The organism is Massilia agri, from assembly GCF_024753255.1.
GTDB lineage: Bacteria > Pseudomonadota > Gammaproteobacteria > Burkholderiales > Burkholderiaceae_D > Telluria > Telluria agri.
This window is the reverse complement of record NZ_JANUHA010000002.1, coordinates 342,099-359,750: the sequence shown is the minus strand read 5'-3', so window position 1 is coordinate 359,750 and position 17,652 is coordinate 342,099. Positions and strand designations below refer to the sequence as shown.

Here is a 17,652-nt window from a genome sequence, read left to right as displayed (position 1 = left end):
TCAGGCCATCTTCGCGCTGACGAAGGCAGCCAGGCTGCCGAGCGTCTCGAAGGTGCTGGCGCTGATGTCGTCGTCGTCGATCATGATGCCGAAGTGTTCTTCGAGCGCGCCGATCAGGGTGACCACCGCCATCGAATCGAGTTCGGGCAGGCTGCCCAGCAGGGGAGAATCGGCCTGCAGCGCCTGACCGGCCGGGCCCAGGTTGAGTGTGTCGATCAACACGTTTTTCACTTCGTCGAGTTGCATGATGCTTCCTTTGTCTGAGCGTCGGTGGCGGGGGCGGGCTTGCCGCCTTTCGCGAGCAGCGCGTGCAGGCGGGCCAGGCCCGGCCACCGGTAGTAATTCACATGGTACATAGTGCGCACATCCTCCGTCCAGCGCAGGTGCCATTCCATCACGCGGCCGTAGAACTCGATGCGCGCGAAACGGCCTTCGTCGAACAGCTGGCGGCAGGCTTCCTCGCGCATCAGGAGGGCCGGCGAAAGGCTCTTCGGCACCGCTTCATCGTAGCTGGTCTTGAGGATGACGATGCAGTCGTGGTCTTCGATGCACAGGTCCATCGCCACCAGCTGCTCGCCGAACCAGTAGCGGTAGACGCTGCCGGCGCCGCGCCGGCAGAAGGCTTCCAGCATGGCGCGATAGTAGCGCCCCTGGGCATTGCCGGCATCCACCGCCGTGCCGCAGCCGGCCTTCCAGCCGGACGATTCGAGGCGGCCGTAGTCCGCCACCGCGGCCGCCATCTCTTCCGGCGCGCGACTGATCTGCAGGCGCGGCGCGACCCCGTCCTTCTCGAGCCGGGTGCGCTGCTTCTTGAGGTTGGCGCGCAGGTTCTTGCCGCGCGCGTTCCAGTAGTCCGCGAAGCTGCCGGCGATCGTCACCCGGGCGGTATCGATGTAGTCGCGGGTGCGGATGCGGCCCGCATCCAGGGGGCGCGGCATGAGTGCGGGGTCCATCTGGGTCAGCCCCAGCACCAGCGCGAAGCCGGGCAGGGCGGCGAGCAGGGAATCGGCCAGCGGCGCAAGTGCGATTCCGGGCTGCTGCAGCCACAGGCCGACCGGGGCCTGGGCCGGCTGGAAGGTCGACCAGGCGCCGCGTCCGCCGGGTGTCAGGAGCGCCATCGCCACCGTGGCGCCGGCCTTGTTGCAGCAGGCCAGCAGCACGCGTTTGTCAGCGAACTCGGCGACCAGGGGCGCCACGAAATCCGCCGCCAGCAGCGCCGACGCCCCGCTCGCCGCGTGCAGGGCCTGCCATTGCGCCGCGAATTCGGGGAAGCGCGCGGCGGGAAGCAGGGTCCACTTCATGCCGCCGCCTTGCGCACCGCGTCGATCAGCCAGGCCAGTTCGCCCTCGCGCAGCTCCTGGTGGCAGGGCAGGGCCAGCACCCGCCGCGAGAGGTCGGCGCTCACGGGGCAGGTGTGCTCGTCCACGCCCTGCCACAGCGGATGGCCGAAGCGCACCACGGGCACGCCGGCGGCCAGCAGGCGCTCGAACAGCGGCTCGGGGTCAATCACCAGCAGGGGATAGACCCAGGGGCAGACACCCGGCGGCAGGCTTGGATGGAGCGCGCGCATGCCGCGCAGGCTGCCCAGGGCCGCGTCGAGGCGTTCGTAGTTCCGTCGCCGCAGCGCCGCGATGCGCGAGGCGGGCACCAGGGCCAGCAGGGTGCGGGCGAACCAGGAAGAGCGCTTGTCCAGCCAGCCAGGGTCGAAGCTGTAGCTGCTGTCGGAGGACGAGGGCGCCAGCGCGGCCGGAGCCGGTCTGCGCTTCTTCAGCGCGCCCCACAGCCCGTCCTTGAGCTTGAGCGGCAGCCACATCGCGGCCTGCACGCCCTTGAGCCGGCGCCAGCTGAAACTGTTTTCCAGCGAAGTCAGCGCGACCTTGGCCTCGAAACCGGGGCCGGCCGAGCGCAGCGCCACCGTGCCCAGCGGCCTGCGCGCCGAGACCAGGGCCCCGCCCTCGTAGATGGGGAAGAATTTCATGCTGCTGGCGATGGCATAGTCGCCGATGGCGCCGACCGGGCGCCCCTCGCGCTCCCCGATGAAAGCGTGAGCGCAGTCCTCGATCAGGGCGACCCCGCGCGCATCGCACAGGGCGCGCAGCGGCGCCAGGTCCTGGATGAAGCCGAAATAATGGGTGACCATCACGGCGCGGGTGCGGCCGTCGATATGGCGCGCCAGGTCGATCAGGTCGGGCGCGGTGTCCGGCCGGATCCGGTAGAACAGGGGTGTGGCGCCCCGCCACAGCACCGGCGGCACCATCGACTGGCTGTGGTACGCCGGCACCAGTACCGTGTCGCCCGGCCCCACGCCGATCTCGCGCAGCGCCAGGCCGATCGCGATGCGCCCGCTGGTGACCAGGCGCGCCTCGCCGGCGTCCAGCACGGTCGCCGTCGGCGCGAAACCGGCGCGCCGGAACGATGCGCTCGAAAGAATCGGCGCGATCGGAATGGCGGGTTTCGTGGCGGCGGGACTCATGGACATGATGGAGTATAAACGGAGGCGTAAAAAGTTGTTCGCGAAACACGACGGGAAGCGTCGAATCGCGCGGGCAGGGGCCCCGAGCTGTTAAACTTGCGTGTTGCGCAGCGCCTTGTCCGTGCCCCTGAAAGAGCTCTGAATGCCTGACCTGATCCACGACTTCATTTTCGATTCCGCCCGCCGCACCCCAGGCACCGAAGCGCTGGTGTACGGGGCGCACCGGCTCGACTACGCCGCCCTGGCCGCCGCCGTCGAGCGCGCGGCCGGCGCGCTGCTGGCCGCGGGCATCAAACGCAACGAGCGGGTCGCCGTTTATCTTGAAAAGCGGATCGAGAACGTGGCCGCGATGTTTGGCGCCTCCCTGGCGGGCGCCGTCTTCGTACCGGTCAATCCCCTGCTCAAGGCCGAGCAGGTCGGCTACATCCTGGCCGATTGCGCGGTGCGCGTGCTGGTGACCTCCAGCGAGCGGCTGGCGCAGCTGGCCCCGGTGCTGGCCGCCTGCCCGCAGCTCTCCACCGTCTATGTCTGCAGCGCCGGCGCGGCCTTGCCTGAACTGCCGGGCATCGCGGTGCTTCCCTGGGATGCCGCGCAGGTGGCGCCCGCTCCAGGCGTCCTGCGCAGCCGCCGCGCGATCGACGCCGACATGGCCGCCATCCTCTACACCTCGGGCAGCACCGGCAAGCCCAAGGGCGTGGTGCTGTCGCACCGGAACATGGTGGCGGGCGCCGTCAGCGTCGCCAGCTATCTCGAGATCACGCCCGGGGACCGCATCCTGTCGGTCCTGCCGCTCAGTTTCGACTATGGCCTGTCGCAGCTGAGCACCGCTTTTCTTGCTGGCGCCACCGCCGTCCTGATCAACCACCTGTTCCCGCGCGATATCGTCAAGGCGGTTCAGGAGGAGCGCATCACCGGCCTGGCCGCCGTGCCGCCGCTGTGGATCCAGCTGTCCGCGCTCGCCTGGCCGGCCGGTTGCACCTTGCGCTACCTGACCAATTCGGGCGGCGCCATGCCGGTGGCGACCGTCGCGGCCTTGCGCGCGGCGATTCCGAACGCGCGCCTGTTCCTGATGTACGGCCTGACCGAAGCCTTCCGCTCGACCTACCTGCCGCCCGAGGAACTCGACCGGCGTCCCGATTCGATGGGCCGCGCCATCCCGAATGCCGAGGTGCTGGTGGTGCGTCCCGACGGCAGCCTGTGCTCGCCCGGCGAGCCGGGCGAGCTGGTGCACCGCGGCGCCCTGGTCGCGCTGGGCTACTGGAACGACCCGGCCAAGACCGCCGAGCGCTTCCGCCCCGCGCCCGGCCAGGACCCGGCCCTGCCGATCACGGAACTGGCCGTCTGGTCGGGCGACACCGTGCGCATGGATGAAGAGGGGTATCTCTACTTCATCGGCCGGACCGACGACATGATCAAGATCTCCGGCTACCGGGTCAGCCCGACCGAGGTCGAGGAGGCGATGCATGCCTGCGGCCTGGTCGAAGAGGCAGTCGCCTTCGGCGTGCCCCATCCGGCACTGGGCCAGGCCATCGTGCTGCTGGCGGTGGCGCGCGACGCCGCACTGAGCCCTGGCGACCTGTTCAAGGAATGCCAGCGCCGCCTGCCCGCATGGATGGTGCCGTCCCACATCGAATTGCGGCCCGGTCCGCTGCCGCGCAACCCGAACGGTAAATTCGACCGTTCCGTGCTGCGCATGCCTTTCACTGCATTGTTTGAGAGCACATCGCCATGAGCGCCACCACCCCTCCGAACCGGCCGGTCCACGCGCCGCAGAACGGCTTTCCTGTCGTCGACGGCTGCCTCCAGGTCGGCGGCATTTCCCTTCATCGCCTCGCGCACCGGGTGGGGAGCACGCCCTTCTATGCCTATGACCGCCAGCTGGTCAGGGAACGGGTCCGTCACGTACGCGCCCACCTGCCGGCCGCGGTGGAACTGCATTATTCGATCAAGGCCAACCCGATGCCGGCCCTGGTCCAGCACCTTGCAGGCCTGGTTGACGGTCTCGACGTTGCCTCTGGCGGCGAAATGAAAGTGGCGCTGGACACGGGCATGGCGCCGCAGCGTATCAGTTTTGCCGGTCCCGGCAAATCGGAAGCGGAGTTACGCCAGGCGGTGGCCGCTGGTATTTGCGTCCATGCCGAGTCGGAACGCGAGGTGCGCCTGCTTGCGCGCCTTGGGGAGGAGCTCGGCGTGGCGCCACTGCTCGTCCTGCGGATCAACCCCGATTTCGAACTGAAGGGATCCGGCATGCGCATGGGGGGAGGCGCCAAGCAGTTCGGTATCGATGCCGAAGACGCGCCGCGCCTGCTGCAGCTGGCAGCCGAGCTGGAGCTGGATGTGCTGGGCTTTCATATCTTCAGTGGTTCGCAGAGTCTGAAAGCCGATGCGATCGTGGAAGCCCAGGCCCAGACCCTGGCGCTTGCCTTGCGCCTGGCCGACGCTGCGCGCGATCCGGTACGGATGCTGAACATCGGCGGTGGCTTCGGCATTCCCTATTTTCCTGGAGAAGCGCCGCTCGACCTGGCGCCGATCGGCGAAAGTCTTGCCGCAGCCTTGCCCCGGGTGCATGCGGCGCTGCCGCAGGCCCAGTTGTCGATCGAGCTCGGTCGCTATCTGGTCGGCGAGGCCGGCGTCTATGTGGCGCGCGTGGTCGACCGCAAGGTCTCCCGTGGCCAAGTGTTTTTGGTAACTGACGGCGGCCTCCACCATCATCTTGCCGCCTCGGGCAATTTTGGACAGGTGATACGCAAGAACTACCCTGTCGTGATAGGCAACCGGATGGGGGCGCGGCAAGGAGAAAGTACTGCGAACGAGACCGTCTCTATCGTTGGCCCCCTTTGTACGCCACTTGATCTGCTGGCCGAGCGCATGGACCTGCCCGAGGCGCAAATCGGTGACCTCGTCGTCGTTTTCCAGTCCGGGGCATACGGCCGCTCGGCTAGCCCGCAGGGTTTTCTCAGTCATCCCGCAGCCCAGGAAGTACTGGTATGAAGCGCTCAGGAGCTCAGAAAGGTCACAAAGATGTTAAATGTGACGAATTCATGAATTAGCTCTCCCGAACTTTTACTTTGTGTAGTTTTATCGGCAAAACCATCAAATAAGCATTGCCGCCCTTCTGTTGCATTTATACAATTTAAATTTACGCTGATCAATACACAAATTGTGAAGCGTGAGCTGTTGCCGGTATGGCGTTGAATTGAGAATGAAATTGAAGCGGTTTGCGAAGCTCGTCGTATTACATGTTGCAAAGGCTGCCGGGGTGTTGGCCTTGTTGCGAGTCGTCACCCGAACACAGGCCCGCGTCTTGTGCTATCACGGCGGCAATATTGGTGATGAATGTCATTTCAACCCAAAATTGTTCTGCACAGCGGAGCATCTGGAACAGCGCCTTCGTTGGCTGCGTGCGAAAGGCTTCGTCCCCACGTCGCTGGATGAGGCGGCGAACCTGCGACCGCGCGTGAACACAGGAATCCCTGTAGCGCTGACGCTTGATGACGGCTGGTACTCGTCTGGCCGCGATCTTTTGCCATTAATGGCCAAGTACGCTCATCGCCCCGTTCTGTATCTTCATACCGAAGTGTATGAAACAGGCACGCCTGTCATCCCGGTCTGCCTTGGATACATTTTCTGGAAAGCGGGTCCCAAAAAAGTCACGCTGGCAGGTTTCGATCCAGCCATGGACGGTCATTGGCAGCTTGCCGATCCGGTGCAGCAGCGGCGTTTGCGCGCTGCGGCGGAAGCGTGGCTAGGGGAACAGTCGCCTCGCTTGCTCGCCGAATGTATCGAGCGCTTTGCGACGGCATTAGGCCTTCCTGCCTCATCCCTGGATCTGTCGTCGCGCCGCTTCAGCTATATGACGAATGAGGAACTGCATGCCGCGGTTGCTGCCGGCTGTACCATCGAAATGCATGGTCACGCACATAAGTACATCGTCGGCGAACCGGCAAGCAACAGGATGAATATCGAAGCCTGCCGGGCGCGCATTCTTGATGCGGGTCTGGACCAACCGCGCCATTATTGCTATCCAAGCGGAGTATTTGACGCAGAGGCAGCTAACACCTTACGTGCATTAAATATCGCTACCGCGACTACCTGCCTGCCTGGCTTGATCGCTGCGGACGATACCGATGCCCGGTTCTTCCTGCCGCGTTTTCTGGACGGAGGCAACGTCTCCATGATCGAGTTCGAGGCTGAGATGAGCGGCTTGCTGCATGTCATACGCGCTTTGCTGAAACGTCGGTCGATGAGGAACGTTGTTGTTCAGGAGAGCGAACTCGAGCTGACGCATTCTTCCGTTTAGGTGAGGCGTGGTCGGTCGGCCAGCCCGGGCGCTTTTCCTGGCCACCCGGACGTGGCGACTCAGGGACCGACCAGATTGACTCGAATCCCTGCCTTGCCGAGCAGTGTCTCGAGCTGGGCGAAGGCATGGCGCTCCGCGCCGTCAGGGCGCTTCCAGGCACGCCACACCACATACAGCACGATCACGTACACCAGCGCGCCGACTGCCGCGCACAGCAGCAGCGCAAGTGCGTAGTCCAGCGTATGGTGGCGCAGCACCAGCTGGCTCTTGAGTGCCAACACCACCGTGGCGATCGCCGCGGAAGCAATCAGGGGCCGCACCAGCGCCCTGCAGAACTGAGTAGCATTCAGCCCGAGGCATTCGGCAACCATGGCCTGGTTTACCGGGATCATCACGACCGCGGTGCCGAGCGATGCCCAGGCCGCGCCCATCGCCCCCCATCTGCTGATTGCCGGGTACAGGACAAGCAAGTAGATGATGACCTGGATGCCGCTGATGATGGTGCTGCGCTTGGCCATGCCGAGCGCCAGGTAAACATAAGGGATATTCGTCTGCAAGGCCTTGATCACGCCGTACACCGCCAATAGCTGAATCAGAGGGATGGCATCCAGCCATTTCCAGCCCAGCACGGCCGGGACAAACAGGTCTGCAACCACGGCCACGCCGACACCGGCCGGAATCGCTACCAGGGCAATCGAGGCAATCACCTTGAGGAAGGTGTCGCGCAGCTTGTCCAGGTCGTGGGCCGCTTTCGCGTAACCTGGAAAGGCGGCCCGGTTGATCGGCGCCACCAGCTCGTTCGAGGGTAGTGTGGAGATCTCCATGCCGATCGAGAATACGCCGACCGAGGGGGCGCCGGACAGACGGGCAAGCAGGAAGGGCGCCGAACGGCCGTGCAGGAAACCGAACAGGTTATTGATTACCAGCCACTTCGACGTATGGAAGAGTTCCAGCTTCGATTTCAGCGAGAAGCGTGGACGGTAGGTGCTCATGTAGTACGACAAGGCCACCGACAGCGCGGTGCTTGCCAGCTGGCCGATGACGAGCGCCCAGTAATTCCGCAGCCACAGGGCGAGCGGAATCGTGACCACCAGGCTGGCCATGCGTTTGCCGAGCAAGAACTTGAATTCGCGGTCGAACTGCATCTCGCGACGGAAGGCGACGGTGCCGATATTCGAGAATCCTTCCAGCGCGAATCCGAACGCCAGCGCATAGATGATCGCCTCCAGGCGCGGCTCACGATAGAACTGCGCCGCGGGGAGGGCCAGGCCCACCAGCACCAGGCCGCAGACGACCGAGAAAATCACCGTGAAGGTCCAGGCGGTGTCGAACTGGTCGCGACCGGCGTCGCGGTTCTGGATCAGCTGCACTTCGAAACCGAAGGAAATCAGGAGGTTCAGCGCCGCGAGCAGGATCATCGACATGGCCACGAGACCGAAGTCCTCGGGTGCGAGCATGCGCGCCAGGACGATGGTGCTGACGAGGCCAACGCTTTTGTCGACCACCTTGAAGGCGACCATCCAGGCCGCGCCCTTGGCGATCTGCTTGTTGATGCTGCCCTGTCCGGAATCGCTCATGCTGCCGCCTCGTCGAACAGGTCGGCCAGCTCGCGCGCCTTGTGCGCGCGCGATGCGCGGCCGATCACTTCGTCGCTCGCGACATGGGCCCTGCCTTCGCGAACCGCCGCCGTGAACTGTTCGAGGGCGGTGGCGATGTCGGCGCTGTTCTCGAGGTCGACGATGCTGTCGAATCCGGCGCCGCGCAGGACCGTGGCGGTCTCGCCGGCCGGATCGACCAGGCCCAGCACCGGCTTGCGGGTCCTGAAGTATTCGTAGATCTTGGCTGGAATCTGGTTGTTGAACGGGGTGCCCTGGAACAGCAGCAGGCCGTCGGCGGCCAGCATCTCGTTGAGCGCCTCGCGGTATGGCACCGGCGGCAGGACCTCGACGATGTCGCCGACCCCGTGTTCCGCCACGCCGGCCGCCACATCCTCGACGTCGCCCGGCGCGCGCAGGATGACCCGCAGCGAAGCGGCGTCGACACGCCCGGCAGCCTTCAGCCTGGCCAGCGCGGCCAGGAAGGCGGCCGGGTTGCGGCCGTTCTTGTACAGGATCCCGCTGTGCAGCAGGGTGATGCGCTCGCCACGTGGCGCAGGCGCCGCGGCCTCGTCCATCAAACGTCCGAATTCATCCTCGTCGAAACCGTTCTCGATCAGGCGGAACTTGGCCGGATCGACGCTGGGAAAGCGCGTCCTGTACGAATCGAGCGCGCGCTGGGTGGTGAAGACCGCATACCTGCAGCGCTGGATCGCCTGCTTCTCGATCCAGCCGTAGACGGCGCGCTGGCGGCTTGAGGTCGGGTAGGCCGGCTGCAGCATCGGGTCGCGGAAGTCGGCGATCCAGGGCAGGCCGGTGAGGCGATGCAGGACCAGGCCGATCAGGTGTGCCGTGGCGATCGGGAAGGTCGACCAGATCACGCCGGCCTTGTGGCGGCGCGCCAGGCGCAGGCCGGCCAGGACGCCGTGCGCCAGCCAGCTCACCCAGCGGTCGGGCAGCGCCATCAGTTCGAGGTAGCGGCCGCCGATCCCCAGATGGCGCTTGGTATCGAGTGCGAAGGCCCGCTGCACGACGAGGTCGGCCGGGAGGCTCGACAGCTGCGAGGCATTGTGCTCGGCATAGGCGCGGGGGTTGGCCGACAGGACCAGTGCTTCCCAGCCGTGCTGGCGCAGATGCTTGGAAAAGCTCAGGGTGCGTTGGATGCCGCTGCTGCCCGCCTGGGGCGGGAAGTGGAAAGCGACGAGCAGGGCTGTCTTCTTATTCATAGGTATGTTACTCGGTTACAGATACGGGCTATGGGTTCATGCCGCCAGCCAGCGCAGCAGGCGCAGTCCGAACATCAGGGGCGTCTTGTCCCATGGGCGGCTGCGCGACAGGGCAAAGCGGTCGTCGCCACGCCGGATGGCGCCCGGCAGGGTGGTGAAGGCGGCCATGAAACCAGCGTCGCGCGCCATGGCGACGTGGCGCGCATCGAAATCCTTGCCCGCCTTGCCGTTCGGGTAGGCGAACAGCCGCACGGGCTTGCCCAGCACGGCTTCGAGTTGCTCCTTGCCGGCGACGATCTCGTGACGTGCCGATTCGTCGTCGAGGCTGGTGAGGATGGGATGCGAGACGGTGTGCGCGCCGATCTCGATGCCGTGGCGGTCGAGACTGACCAGCATGTCGGCGCTCAGCATCGGGGCGCGGTCCGCATGGTCGCCGACCATGGCCGCCAGCCGTTCCACCAGGGCCAGCCGCGCCGGCGGCGGCAGGTATTTCGACGCCTCGGTCAATTCGCCGAGGGTGGTCTTGCGTTCTTCCAGGCTGCGCAGGGAATAGTTGCCCAGGCCGAGGTCGCGCAGGTCGAGCTGTCCCGCAGGCAGCTCCTGGACCGCTTCGATGATGTGGTCGTTCCACATCGTGCGCCCGTCGATGTAGCCGCTGGTGACGAAGACTGTCGCCGGAAGCCGGAATTCCTGCAGCACGGGGAGCGCCAGGTCGTACAGGGAACGGTATCCGTCGTCGAAGGTGATGCACACGGCGCGCGGCGGCAGGCGCCCCGCATCGAGCGCGGCCAGTGCCTCCGGCAGAGTAAGAACATTGAAACAGCGCGCCAGCAGGGCCATCTGCCAGCGGAAAGTCGATACGTCCGGCTCCGATTCCAGCATCGGGTCGGGGAGGGCCAGAATCCGGTGGTAGTTGACCACGCACAGCCGGTTGCCCCGGCCGGCCAGCGCGATGGCATCGCCCATGGTGCGGATGAGGCGTTCGGTCTTGCGGGTATGATGGAGCGCTGTCATTTGCTAAGGGATGGTGTTGCGGGTGGCGGCGGCGACTCCTTGAGCACGGAAGGCAGAATGCGCAACTCTAGGACGATGAGCAGGCCGATGATGGCATAGTACAGTTCGAAATAGGCGAAGCTCAGCGCGGCGCCGCCAAGCGCGTACGCGAACACGCTCAGCTGCAGCATCGTGGCCAGCGAGGCGATCCAGGCGGGCGCCCCCGCTTTCCTGGCCTTGCGCGCCAGGCGCCCTGCCTTCAGGAAGGTAGTGGCAAGCAGGATCATGAAGATCGCCAGGCCGACGAATCCATGCTCGCCCATTACCTGGAAATAAATGCTGTGGGCAGCGCGCGCGAACGTGGTCGGCGGCAGCGCGTCACCCGTATAGAACCAGCTATAGGAATAGAAGTCGCGCGACAGCTCGGCCCATACCGGGAAGTACTCGAGCGACTTGAATCCGCCTCCGAAAATCGGGTTCTTCATCGCCAGGATGAAACTGAGCTTCCATGCAACCACGCGTCCCATGAAAGAGGCGTCGTTCTCGGCGGTATCGATGGTATTCATGCGTGCAGTCCAGTCGCTCGAGACGATCTGGGACAGGCCGAAAATCAGGATGGCACCCATGATCGCCATGGGAATCTTCCGTTCGCTCTTGGCAAACAGGTAGAGACCAATTCCTGCCAATGCGATGAAGCCACCGCGCGACTGCGTGCCGACGACGGCGGTCACCAATAGCGCCATGGTGCCAAGCAGGCCCAGCCACATGATGCGGGAATGCTCCTTGTACTGCCCAAGCAGGTAGAAGCAGATGGGCAAGGTCATGACGAAGGCCACCGCCAGTTCGTTGCGGTCCCCCAGGACGTGGCCACGGAAGCCTTCGATCATGTGGCCGCCGCCGCTGGCGATGAACTTCAATGCTTCCAGGTTCGCATAGAAGCCGACCGATAGCACGATGCACCATAGGAAGAAATCGAGGTGCAGCTTTTTCTGGGCTACCAGCAGGATGAAGTAGAACAGTGCAATCCCTTTGGCGAAGCGGCTCCAGATGTCCCAGGAGCGTTCAGGGGGGGCGAGCGTCAGCATGGTAGAGACGGTTGTCCAGGCGAGGAACAGCAACACGAGCGCGCCGAGTGGACCGAATACCAGCTTTGGCTTGTTTTTCATCGCCAGGTAACTCAGGATGGCCACGCCCGTAAACAACAGGTTGTAGCGGATGCTGCCGGCGATGCCGTAGACCCAGGCGTTCGGGAAGAACATAGCGGTCCAGATCCACAGACCCATCGCGATAAAGGGGCGCCTGGCCATCGCATACAGGATGAACGGCAGGATGCCGAGCAGGACAAGGTCACGCATGGTTCAGGTTCGCTCCTGCTTGCGTTTTCGCTCGGCTACTGCCTCGGCCGTGTCGGCGCGCAGCGCCCAGCGGCACAAGAAAACCAGGAAGACAAGATCCAGGGCCCAGAGAAGTGATTCCATCGAAAGCTCGGGTAAGGCCGGTCAGCAGGCGAGCGCCCGGGACGGCTGGCGCAAGCGCCGGTTGAGGATATCCTGGAACAGGGCGATCTGGCCCGCGGTCGTGTCGTCCCAGCTGAAGCGTTCCGCATAGCGGCGGGTGGCGGCGCGGTCCGGATAAGCGGCGCGCAGGCGATCCACGGCATCGGCCACGCCCTGCGGCGTGCGCTCGTCCATCAGCACGCCCGCCTCGGGTGCGGCCACCACTTCGGGCGTGCCGTAGACGCGGCTGGCCACCACCGGCGTGCCGCAAGCCATCGATTCGAGCAGGACGTTGGCCCAGCCTTCGCGCGAGGAGGCCAGCACCAGGGCGTCGGCATTGCCGTAATGTCCGCGCAGCTGGGCCTGGGGCACGGCGCCGAGGAACTGCACGCGCGCCTCCACGCCGAGTTCGCGCGCCAGCGCTTCGAGCATGCCGCGGTTCGGGCCGTCGCCGGCCACCACCAGGCGCACGTCCGGCAGCAGGGGCAGGGCGGCGATGATCAGTTCCTGGGCCTTGACCGGTACCAGGTGGCCGACGGTGAGCAGGGTGAACAGCGGATTGGCCGTGCGCTCGATGGGGCGGAACAGCTGCAGGTCGACACCGTTGCGCAGCGAAGTCACGCGCTCCTGCGGCACGCCCAGGGCGACGACTTCGTCGCGCAGGGCATGGCAGACCGTGATGACGCCGTCGGCGCGGTTCGCCGCCCAGGTGATCATGCGGCGCGGCAGGGCGTACTGCGGCAGCAGCGTGATGTCGGATCCGCGCGCCGTGATCACCAGCGGTTTGTTGAAGTAGCGCGCCAGCATGGCCGCGGCGACGCCGTCGGGGTAAAAGTAATGCGCGTCGATCAGGTCGAAGTCGTAGCCTTCGTCGAGGATGCGCGCAATCGCAGGTTTTGCCGCCTGGGCCAGCAGCAGCGGGGCCACGTTCATGCCGATCTTCGGCAGCACCGGGTAGCGCGGGTGTTCCACCTGCAGGCCGTGGCGCACTTCGCTCTTCGGCACCCTGGCCAGCCTGGCGTAGTCTCCGAAGCGCGGATGCTTCGAGGGGAACCAGCCGATCGGCGCGACCACGCGCGATTCGACCTGGCCACTGGCGACCAGGTGGCGCAGGCGGGTTTCGACGAAGATCCCGTGGCCTGGCTTTTCCGTGTTGGGGAAGAGGGTGCTGAAAGTCAGGATCTTCATGCAGCCCTGGATTCGGTGGCGCGGCCGGTCAGGCGGCCGTAGATGTTCTTGTAGCGGGCCACGCTCACCGGCCAGTTGCGTTCGGTCTCGACGTATTCGCGGCCGGCCGCGCGCAGCGCCGGCCAGCGTTCCTGGGCGCGCAGCAGGGCGCCGACCTTGTCGGCCAGCGAGGCGGGATCATCGGCCTTGAACAGCACCCCGGTCTTGCCGTCGGCAATCAGTTCCAGGTGGCCGCCCACGTCGGAGGCGGCCAGGATGCGGCCCTGGGCCATGGCTTCCAGGGGTTTCAGCGGGGTGACCAGGTCGGTCAGGCGCATCGACAGGCGCGGGTAGACAAGCACGTCGAGCAGGTCGTAGTACTTCTGCACCTGGTCGTGCGGCACACGGCCCGTGAACACCACCTTATCAAGGATGTTCAGGTCCTTGGCCAGCTGGCGCAGCTGGGCGTCCTGGGGACCGCCGCCGACCAGCAGCACGCGCAGGTCCGGCAGGTCCCTGGCCAGCTGCGGCACGGCGCGCAGCAGGATGTCCAGGCCCTCATAGGCATAGAAGGAGCCGATGAAGCCGATCAGGCGCGAGCCCTGCAGGCCGAGTTTCGTCTTGAGTTCCTGGTCGGCGCTGCCGCCCACCGAGAACTTGTCGATGTCGACCGCGTTCGGGATCACGGTGACCTTGTCGGCCGGGATACCGCGCGCGACGATGTCTTTACGCAGGCCTTCGCAGATGGTGGTGACGGCGTCGGCGCGCTTCAGGGCCCAGGTCTCCAGCGCCCGGGTGGCGCGGTAACGCAGGCCATTCTCGCTGCTGGTGCCGTGGTCGACCGCCGCGTCTTCCCAGAAGGCGCGCACCTCGTAGACCACCGGGATGCCGAAGCGCTTGCCGGCGCGCAGGGCGGCGACCGCGTTCAGGCTGGGCGAGTGGGCGTGCAGCACGTCGGGCTTCACCTGCGGGATGATCTCGAGCAGGCGTTTGGTGAGGCCGTCGATGACTTCCTTCTGGTTCAGCACCGGCAGCCTGGCCAGCGCGCTTTTCGAGCTAGGGGTGCGGTAGAAGTGCAGGCCGTCCACCGTTTCCTCGCGCTGTTCGCCCGAGTTCTGCTTGGAGCCGGTGACGTGGAAGGTTTCCCAGCCGAGCGCGCGCTGTTCGCGCAGGATCGAGGCGGTACGGAAGGTGTAGCCGCTGTGCAGGGGGATCGAGTGGTCGAGGACGTGAAGGACTCGCATGTTCTTGTGGTTCCGGTTGCGCTGGTTGCGTTGTTCTGTTCTGGTTTATGCGGCGGCGGCGATGGCCGGGGCGCCGTCCTGGGCTCCGGCGCCGTTCTTGCGCAGGAAGGCGTCGAACATCAGCACCGACCACAGGGTGGTGCTGTGGTCCTTGGCGCCGGACTGGTGCTCCTCCACCATCTGCTTGAGGAAGGCCGGGTTGAAGATGCCGGTGTCGAGCAGCGCCGGATTGAGCACCGCGCGGCGCATCGCGTCCGCCAGCGGGCCGCGCAGCCAGGCCGCCAGCGGAATCGAGAAGCCCTGCTTCTTGCGGTACAGGATGTCCTCCGACAGGTAGGGCTGCAGCGCCTTCTTGAAGATGTGCTTGCCCTCGCCGTTGCGCAGCTTGGAGCCGGACGGCAGGCCGGACACCCATTCCACGAACTGGTGGTCGAGCAGGGGCACGCGCACTTCCAGCGCATGGGCCATGCTGGCGCGGTCGACCTTGGTCAGGATGTCGCCCGGCAGGTAGGTCTTCATGTCGAGGTACTGGATCAGCGACAGCGGATCGTCGGTCGGCGCCTTCTTCGCGTAGCCGCGCATCACCTCGACCGCGCGGTAGCCCTGCAGCTTCTGCTTGAAGCCGCTGGAGAACAGCTGGCCGCGGATGCGGTCGTTGTTGATCGAGACGCCGTGGAAGTAGCCCTCGGTGAGGTCGCGCGCCAGCGCCTCGAAGGTGGTCTTGGCGCGGAACATGCGCGGCGCCCAGTCGGCCTTCGGATACACGGCGCCCAGCACGCCGAAGACGGGTTTGCGCACGGCCAGCGGCAGCAGCGAGCGCACGCGGTTCTCGCCCATCGCCATGCGGTGACGGCGATAGCCGGCGAAGTTCTCGTCGCCGCCGTCGCCCGACAGGGCCACGGTGACGCGCTTCCTCGCCAGCTGGCAGACGCGGTAGGTCGGGATCGCCGAGCTGTCGGCATAGGGCTCGTCGTAGAGCGCGGCCAGGGTGTCGAGCAGGCCGTAGTCGTCCTTGTCGACGGTCTCGCACTGGTGGTTGGTCTGGTATTGCGCGGCGACCTGGCGCGCGTACTCGGACTCATCGAAAGCCGGGTCGTTGAAGGCGATCGAGCAGGTGTTGACCGCGCCGTCGCTCACGCCGGCCATCATGGCCACCACGGCGCTCGAGTCGACGCCGCCCGACAGGAAGGCACCCAGCGGGACGTCCGAGATCAGGTGGCTCTTCACGGCTTCGCGCAGGCGCTCGACGAGCTGCTCTTCCATCTCGCGCTCGCTCATGGCGGCGTGCGGGGCGAAGGGCACGTCCCAGTACTGCTTCGATTCCGGCACCGGCTGGCCCACGCGCAGGGTCAGGGTGTGGCCGGGCCGCAGCTTCTTCGCGCCCGTGAAGATGGTGCGCGGCTCCGGTACGTAGCCGTAGGCGAAATACTCCTCGACCGCCAGCGGGTCGATCTCGCGCTTGAGGTTCGGCAGCGTCAGGAGCGACTTCAGCTCGGAGCCGAAGGCGAACATGCCGTCGCTCAGGATCGCGTAGTGCATGGGCTTGATGCCGATGCGGTCGCGCGCCAGGAACAGGGTCTGTTTCGGGCGGTCCCAGATCGCGAAGGCGAACATGCCGCGCAGGTGGCCGACGCAGTCCTCGCCCCACTGTTCGTAGGCGTGCACGATGGTTTCGCTGTCCGACGGGGTGCGGAACACGTGGCCCAGGCCCTGCAGTTCGGCGCGCAGTTCGCGGAAGTTGTAGATCTCGCCGTTGAACACGAGGGCGATGGTCTCGTCCTCGTTGAACAGCGGCTGCAGCCCGGCTTCCAGGGCGATGATCGACAGGCGGCGGTGGCCGAAGGCCAGGCCGGGCTCCAGGTGCAGGTCGCCCTCCACCGGGCCGCGGTGGAACTGGCTCTCGTTCATCCGGTGCAGCAGGTGGCGGTCGATGGCGCGGCCGCCCTGCATATCAAAAATTCCAACTATTCCGCACATGGGGTGATCGCCTTCTTTGGTGTTCTGGGTGTTGTCTTGGTCTGGCACAGTTCGTCGTACAGGGCGACGTAGGCGGCCAGCATGGCCTGCATGCTGTATTGCTGCTCGACGCGCGCGCGTCCTTGTGCACCGTGGCGGCGAGCCAGCGCGCGGTCCTTCACGTAGGGGACAATCGCCGCGGCCAGGGCCTGTGGGTCGCGCGCCGGCACCAGGGCGCCGCTCACGCCAGGTGTGACGAGGTCGGGGATGCCGCCCACCGCGGTGGACACCACCGGCAGTTCGCTCGCCATCGCTTCGAGCATCGTCACAGGCGTGCCTTCGGCGATCGAGGACAGGGCGAACAGCGAGAAGCTGCGCATCACGGGCGCCACGTCGCTGCGCGGGCCGGGGAGAAAAGCGCAGTCCTGCAAACCGAGCGCGGCCACCCGGGCTTCCAGCTGCGCGCGCAGCGGGCCGTCGCCGACCAGCACCAGGCGCAGCTGTTCATTGGGGAGTTGGCGGCGCAGCAGGGCGAAGGCCTCGATCAGGGTAACTTGGTCCTTGACGTCCTGCAGGCGGCCGACGGTGCCGATCACGAAAGCGTCGGGGGCATCCTGCCAGGCTTCCGTGACGGCTGCCGTGCCGGCGCGGAAGCGTTCGGTATCGACGCCGTTGTCGATCAGCTGCAGCTTGCGCGCGGGGATGCGCACCACCCGCTCCAGCCAGCCGGCCAGGTCGCGCGAGACCGGCACGTAGCGGTCGATGACGGGGGTGAGCAGGCGGCGCAGCAGATTGTGTTTCGGGTTGATGCCTTGCGGGTCGCGCGCGTCGCGGCCGTGCTCGGCGTGGATGCGCACCGGCACGCCGGCGGCCCAGGCGGTGGCCGCGTATTCGATGGTGCCGAGGTTGTAGGTGTGCAGGATGTCTGGCGCCAGGCGGCGCAGCAGCCGGAACAGGTCGGCGTGGATGCCGAGGGCCAGGCCGGCCGGCTTGTGCAGGGCGTACAGCGCCACGTCCTGACGCGTGATGCGCTGGGCGAAGTCGGTGTAGTCGGTCAGGCAGATCACCGCATGGCGGTAGCGGCCGGGCGCCATGCGGTTGATCGTGTCGACCAGCAGCGTCTCCAGGCCGCCGATGTCCAGGCGGTAGATCAGGTGCGCGACCAGCGGCGGCTGCGGCACGATATCCGGCACGGCAGTCAT

Annotated in this window: 14 protein-coding genes; 3 read left to right on the top strand and 11 right to left on the bottom strand. The window is 66.1% G+C overall.

All coding sequences use genetic code 11. From position 1 onward, the window contains the following. The 3 genes from NX780_RS04635 to NX780_RS04625 are packed head-to-tail and all read right to left on the bottom strand — an operon-like array spanning position 1 to position 2,479. Positions 1-246, bottom strand: a complete 246-nt coding sequence (locus NX780_RS04635; RefSeq protein WP_258826678.1) for an acyl carrier protein — start codon at positions 244-246, stop codon at positions 1-3. Next, positions 228-1,301, bottom strand: coding sequence for a GNAT family N-acetyltransferase (locus tag NX780_RS04630; protein WP_258826677.1), 1,074 nt, complete (start codon positions 1,299-1,301; stop codon positions 228-230). Before NX780_RS04630 ends, NX780_RS04635 begins: the two co-directional genes overlap by 19 nt. Next, on the bottom strand, positions 1,298-2,479 hold the full coding sequence (locus tag NX780_RS04625) for a DegT/DnrJ/EryC1/StrS family aminotransferase (protein ID WP_258826676.1): 1,182 nt from the start codon (positions 2,477-2,479) through the stop codon (positions 1,298-1,300). The genes NX780_RS04630 and NX780_RS04625 overlap by 4 nt, the downstream gene beginning before the upstream one ends. Before the next feature lie 136 nt (positions 2,480-2,615). Here NX780_RS04625 and NX780_RS04620 point away from each other — a divergent pair, with 136 nt between their 5' ends. The 3 genes from NX780_RS04620 to NX780_RS04610 all read left to right on the top strand — a co-directional run bounded on the left by NX780_RS04620 (position 2,616) and on the right by NX780_RS04610 (position 6,773). Beyond that, positions 2,616-4,205 (top strand): acyl-CoA ligase (AMP-forming), exosortase A system-associated, encoded by a 1,590-nt coding sequence (locus NX780_RS04620; protein ID WP_258826675.1) that lies wholly within the window; start codon positions 2,616-2,618, stop codon positions 4,203-4,205. Next, positions 4,202-5,464, top strand: a complete 1,263-nt coding sequence (locus NX780_RS04615) for a pyridoxal-dependent decarboxylase, exosortase A system-associated (RefSeq protein ID WP_258826674.1) — start codon at positions 4,202-4,204, stop codon at positions 5,462-5,464. Before NX780_RS04620 ends, NX780_RS04615 begins: the two co-directional genes overlap by 4 nt. A gap of 211 nt (positions 5,465-5,675) precedes the next feature. Then, positions 5,676-6,773, top strand: coding sequence for a polysaccharide deacetylase family protein (locus NX780_RS04610; protein ID WP_258826673.1), 1,098 nt, complete (start codon positions 5,676-5,678; stop codon positions 6,771-6,773). A 59-nt stretch (positions 6,774-6,832) separates the two neighbouring features. Here NX780_RS04610 and NX780_RS04605 read toward each other — a convergent pair whose 3' ends face one another. The 8 genes from NX780_RS04605 to NX780_RS04570 all read right to left on the bottom strand — a co-directional run bounded on the left by NX780_RS04605 (position 6,833) and on the right by NX780_RS04570 (position 17,652). Next, a complete protein-coding gene (locus NX780_RS04605) occupies positions 6,833-8,350 on the bottom strand; it encodes a lipopolysaccharide biosynthesis protein (protein WP_258826672.1) in 1,518 nt (505 codons plus the stop codon). Then, on the bottom strand, positions 8,347-9,594 hold the full coding sequence (locus NX780_RS04600) for a glycosyltransferase (protein ID WP_258826671.1): 1,248 nt from the start codon (positions 9,592-9,594) through the stop codon (positions 8,347-8,349). The genes NX780_RS04605 and NX780_RS04600 overlap by 4 nt, the downstream gene beginning before the upstream one ends. A 36-nt stretch (positions 9,595-9,630) precedes the next feature. After that, entirely contained in the window at positions 9,631-10,608 is a 978-nt protein-coding gene (locus NX780_RS04595; RefSeq protein WP_258826670.1) for a polysaccharide deacetylase family protein, read from the bottom strand. Continuing rightward, positions 10,605-11,942: a putative O-glycosylation ligase, exosortase A system-associated gene (locus NX780_RS04590; RefSeq protein WP_258826669.1), complete on the bottom strand. Its 1,338-nt coding sequence runs from the start codon at positions 11,940-11,942 to the stop codon at positions 10,605-10,607. Before NX780_RS04590 ends, NX780_RS04595 begins: the two co-directional genes overlap by 4 nt. Before the next feature lie 144 nt (positions 11,943-12,086). Continuing rightward, positions 12,087-13,271, bottom strand: a complete 1,185-nt coding sequence (locus NX780_RS04585; protein ID WP_258826668.1) for a glycosyltransferase family 4 protein — start codon at positions 13,269-13,271, stop codon at positions 12,087-12,089. Then, the gene (locus NX780_RS04580) at positions 13,268-14,494 is read right to left on the bottom strand and encodes a TIGR04063 family PEP-CTERM/XrtA system glycosyltransferase (RefSeq protein WP_258826667.1); all 1,227 of its coding nucleotides are present in this window, start codon (positions 14,492-14,494) and stop codon (positions 13,268-13,270) included. Before NX780_RS04580 ends, NX780_RS04585 begins: the two co-directional genes overlap by 4 nt. A 45-nt stretch (positions 14,495-14,539) precedes the next feature. Beyond that, positions 14,540-16,471: an XrtA/PEP-CTERM system amidotransferase gene (locus NX780_RS04575; RefSeq protein ID WP_258826666.1), complete on the bottom strand. Its 1,932-nt coding sequence runs from the start codon at positions 16,469-16,471 to the stop codon at positions 14,540-14,542. After that, entirely contained in the window at positions 16,459-17,652 is a 1,194-nt protein-coding gene (locus NX780_RS04570; protein WP_258826665.1) for a TIGR03088 family PEP-CTERM/XrtA system glycosyltransferase, read from the bottom strand. Before NX780_RS04570 ends, NX780_RS04575 begins: the two co-directional genes overlap by 13 nt.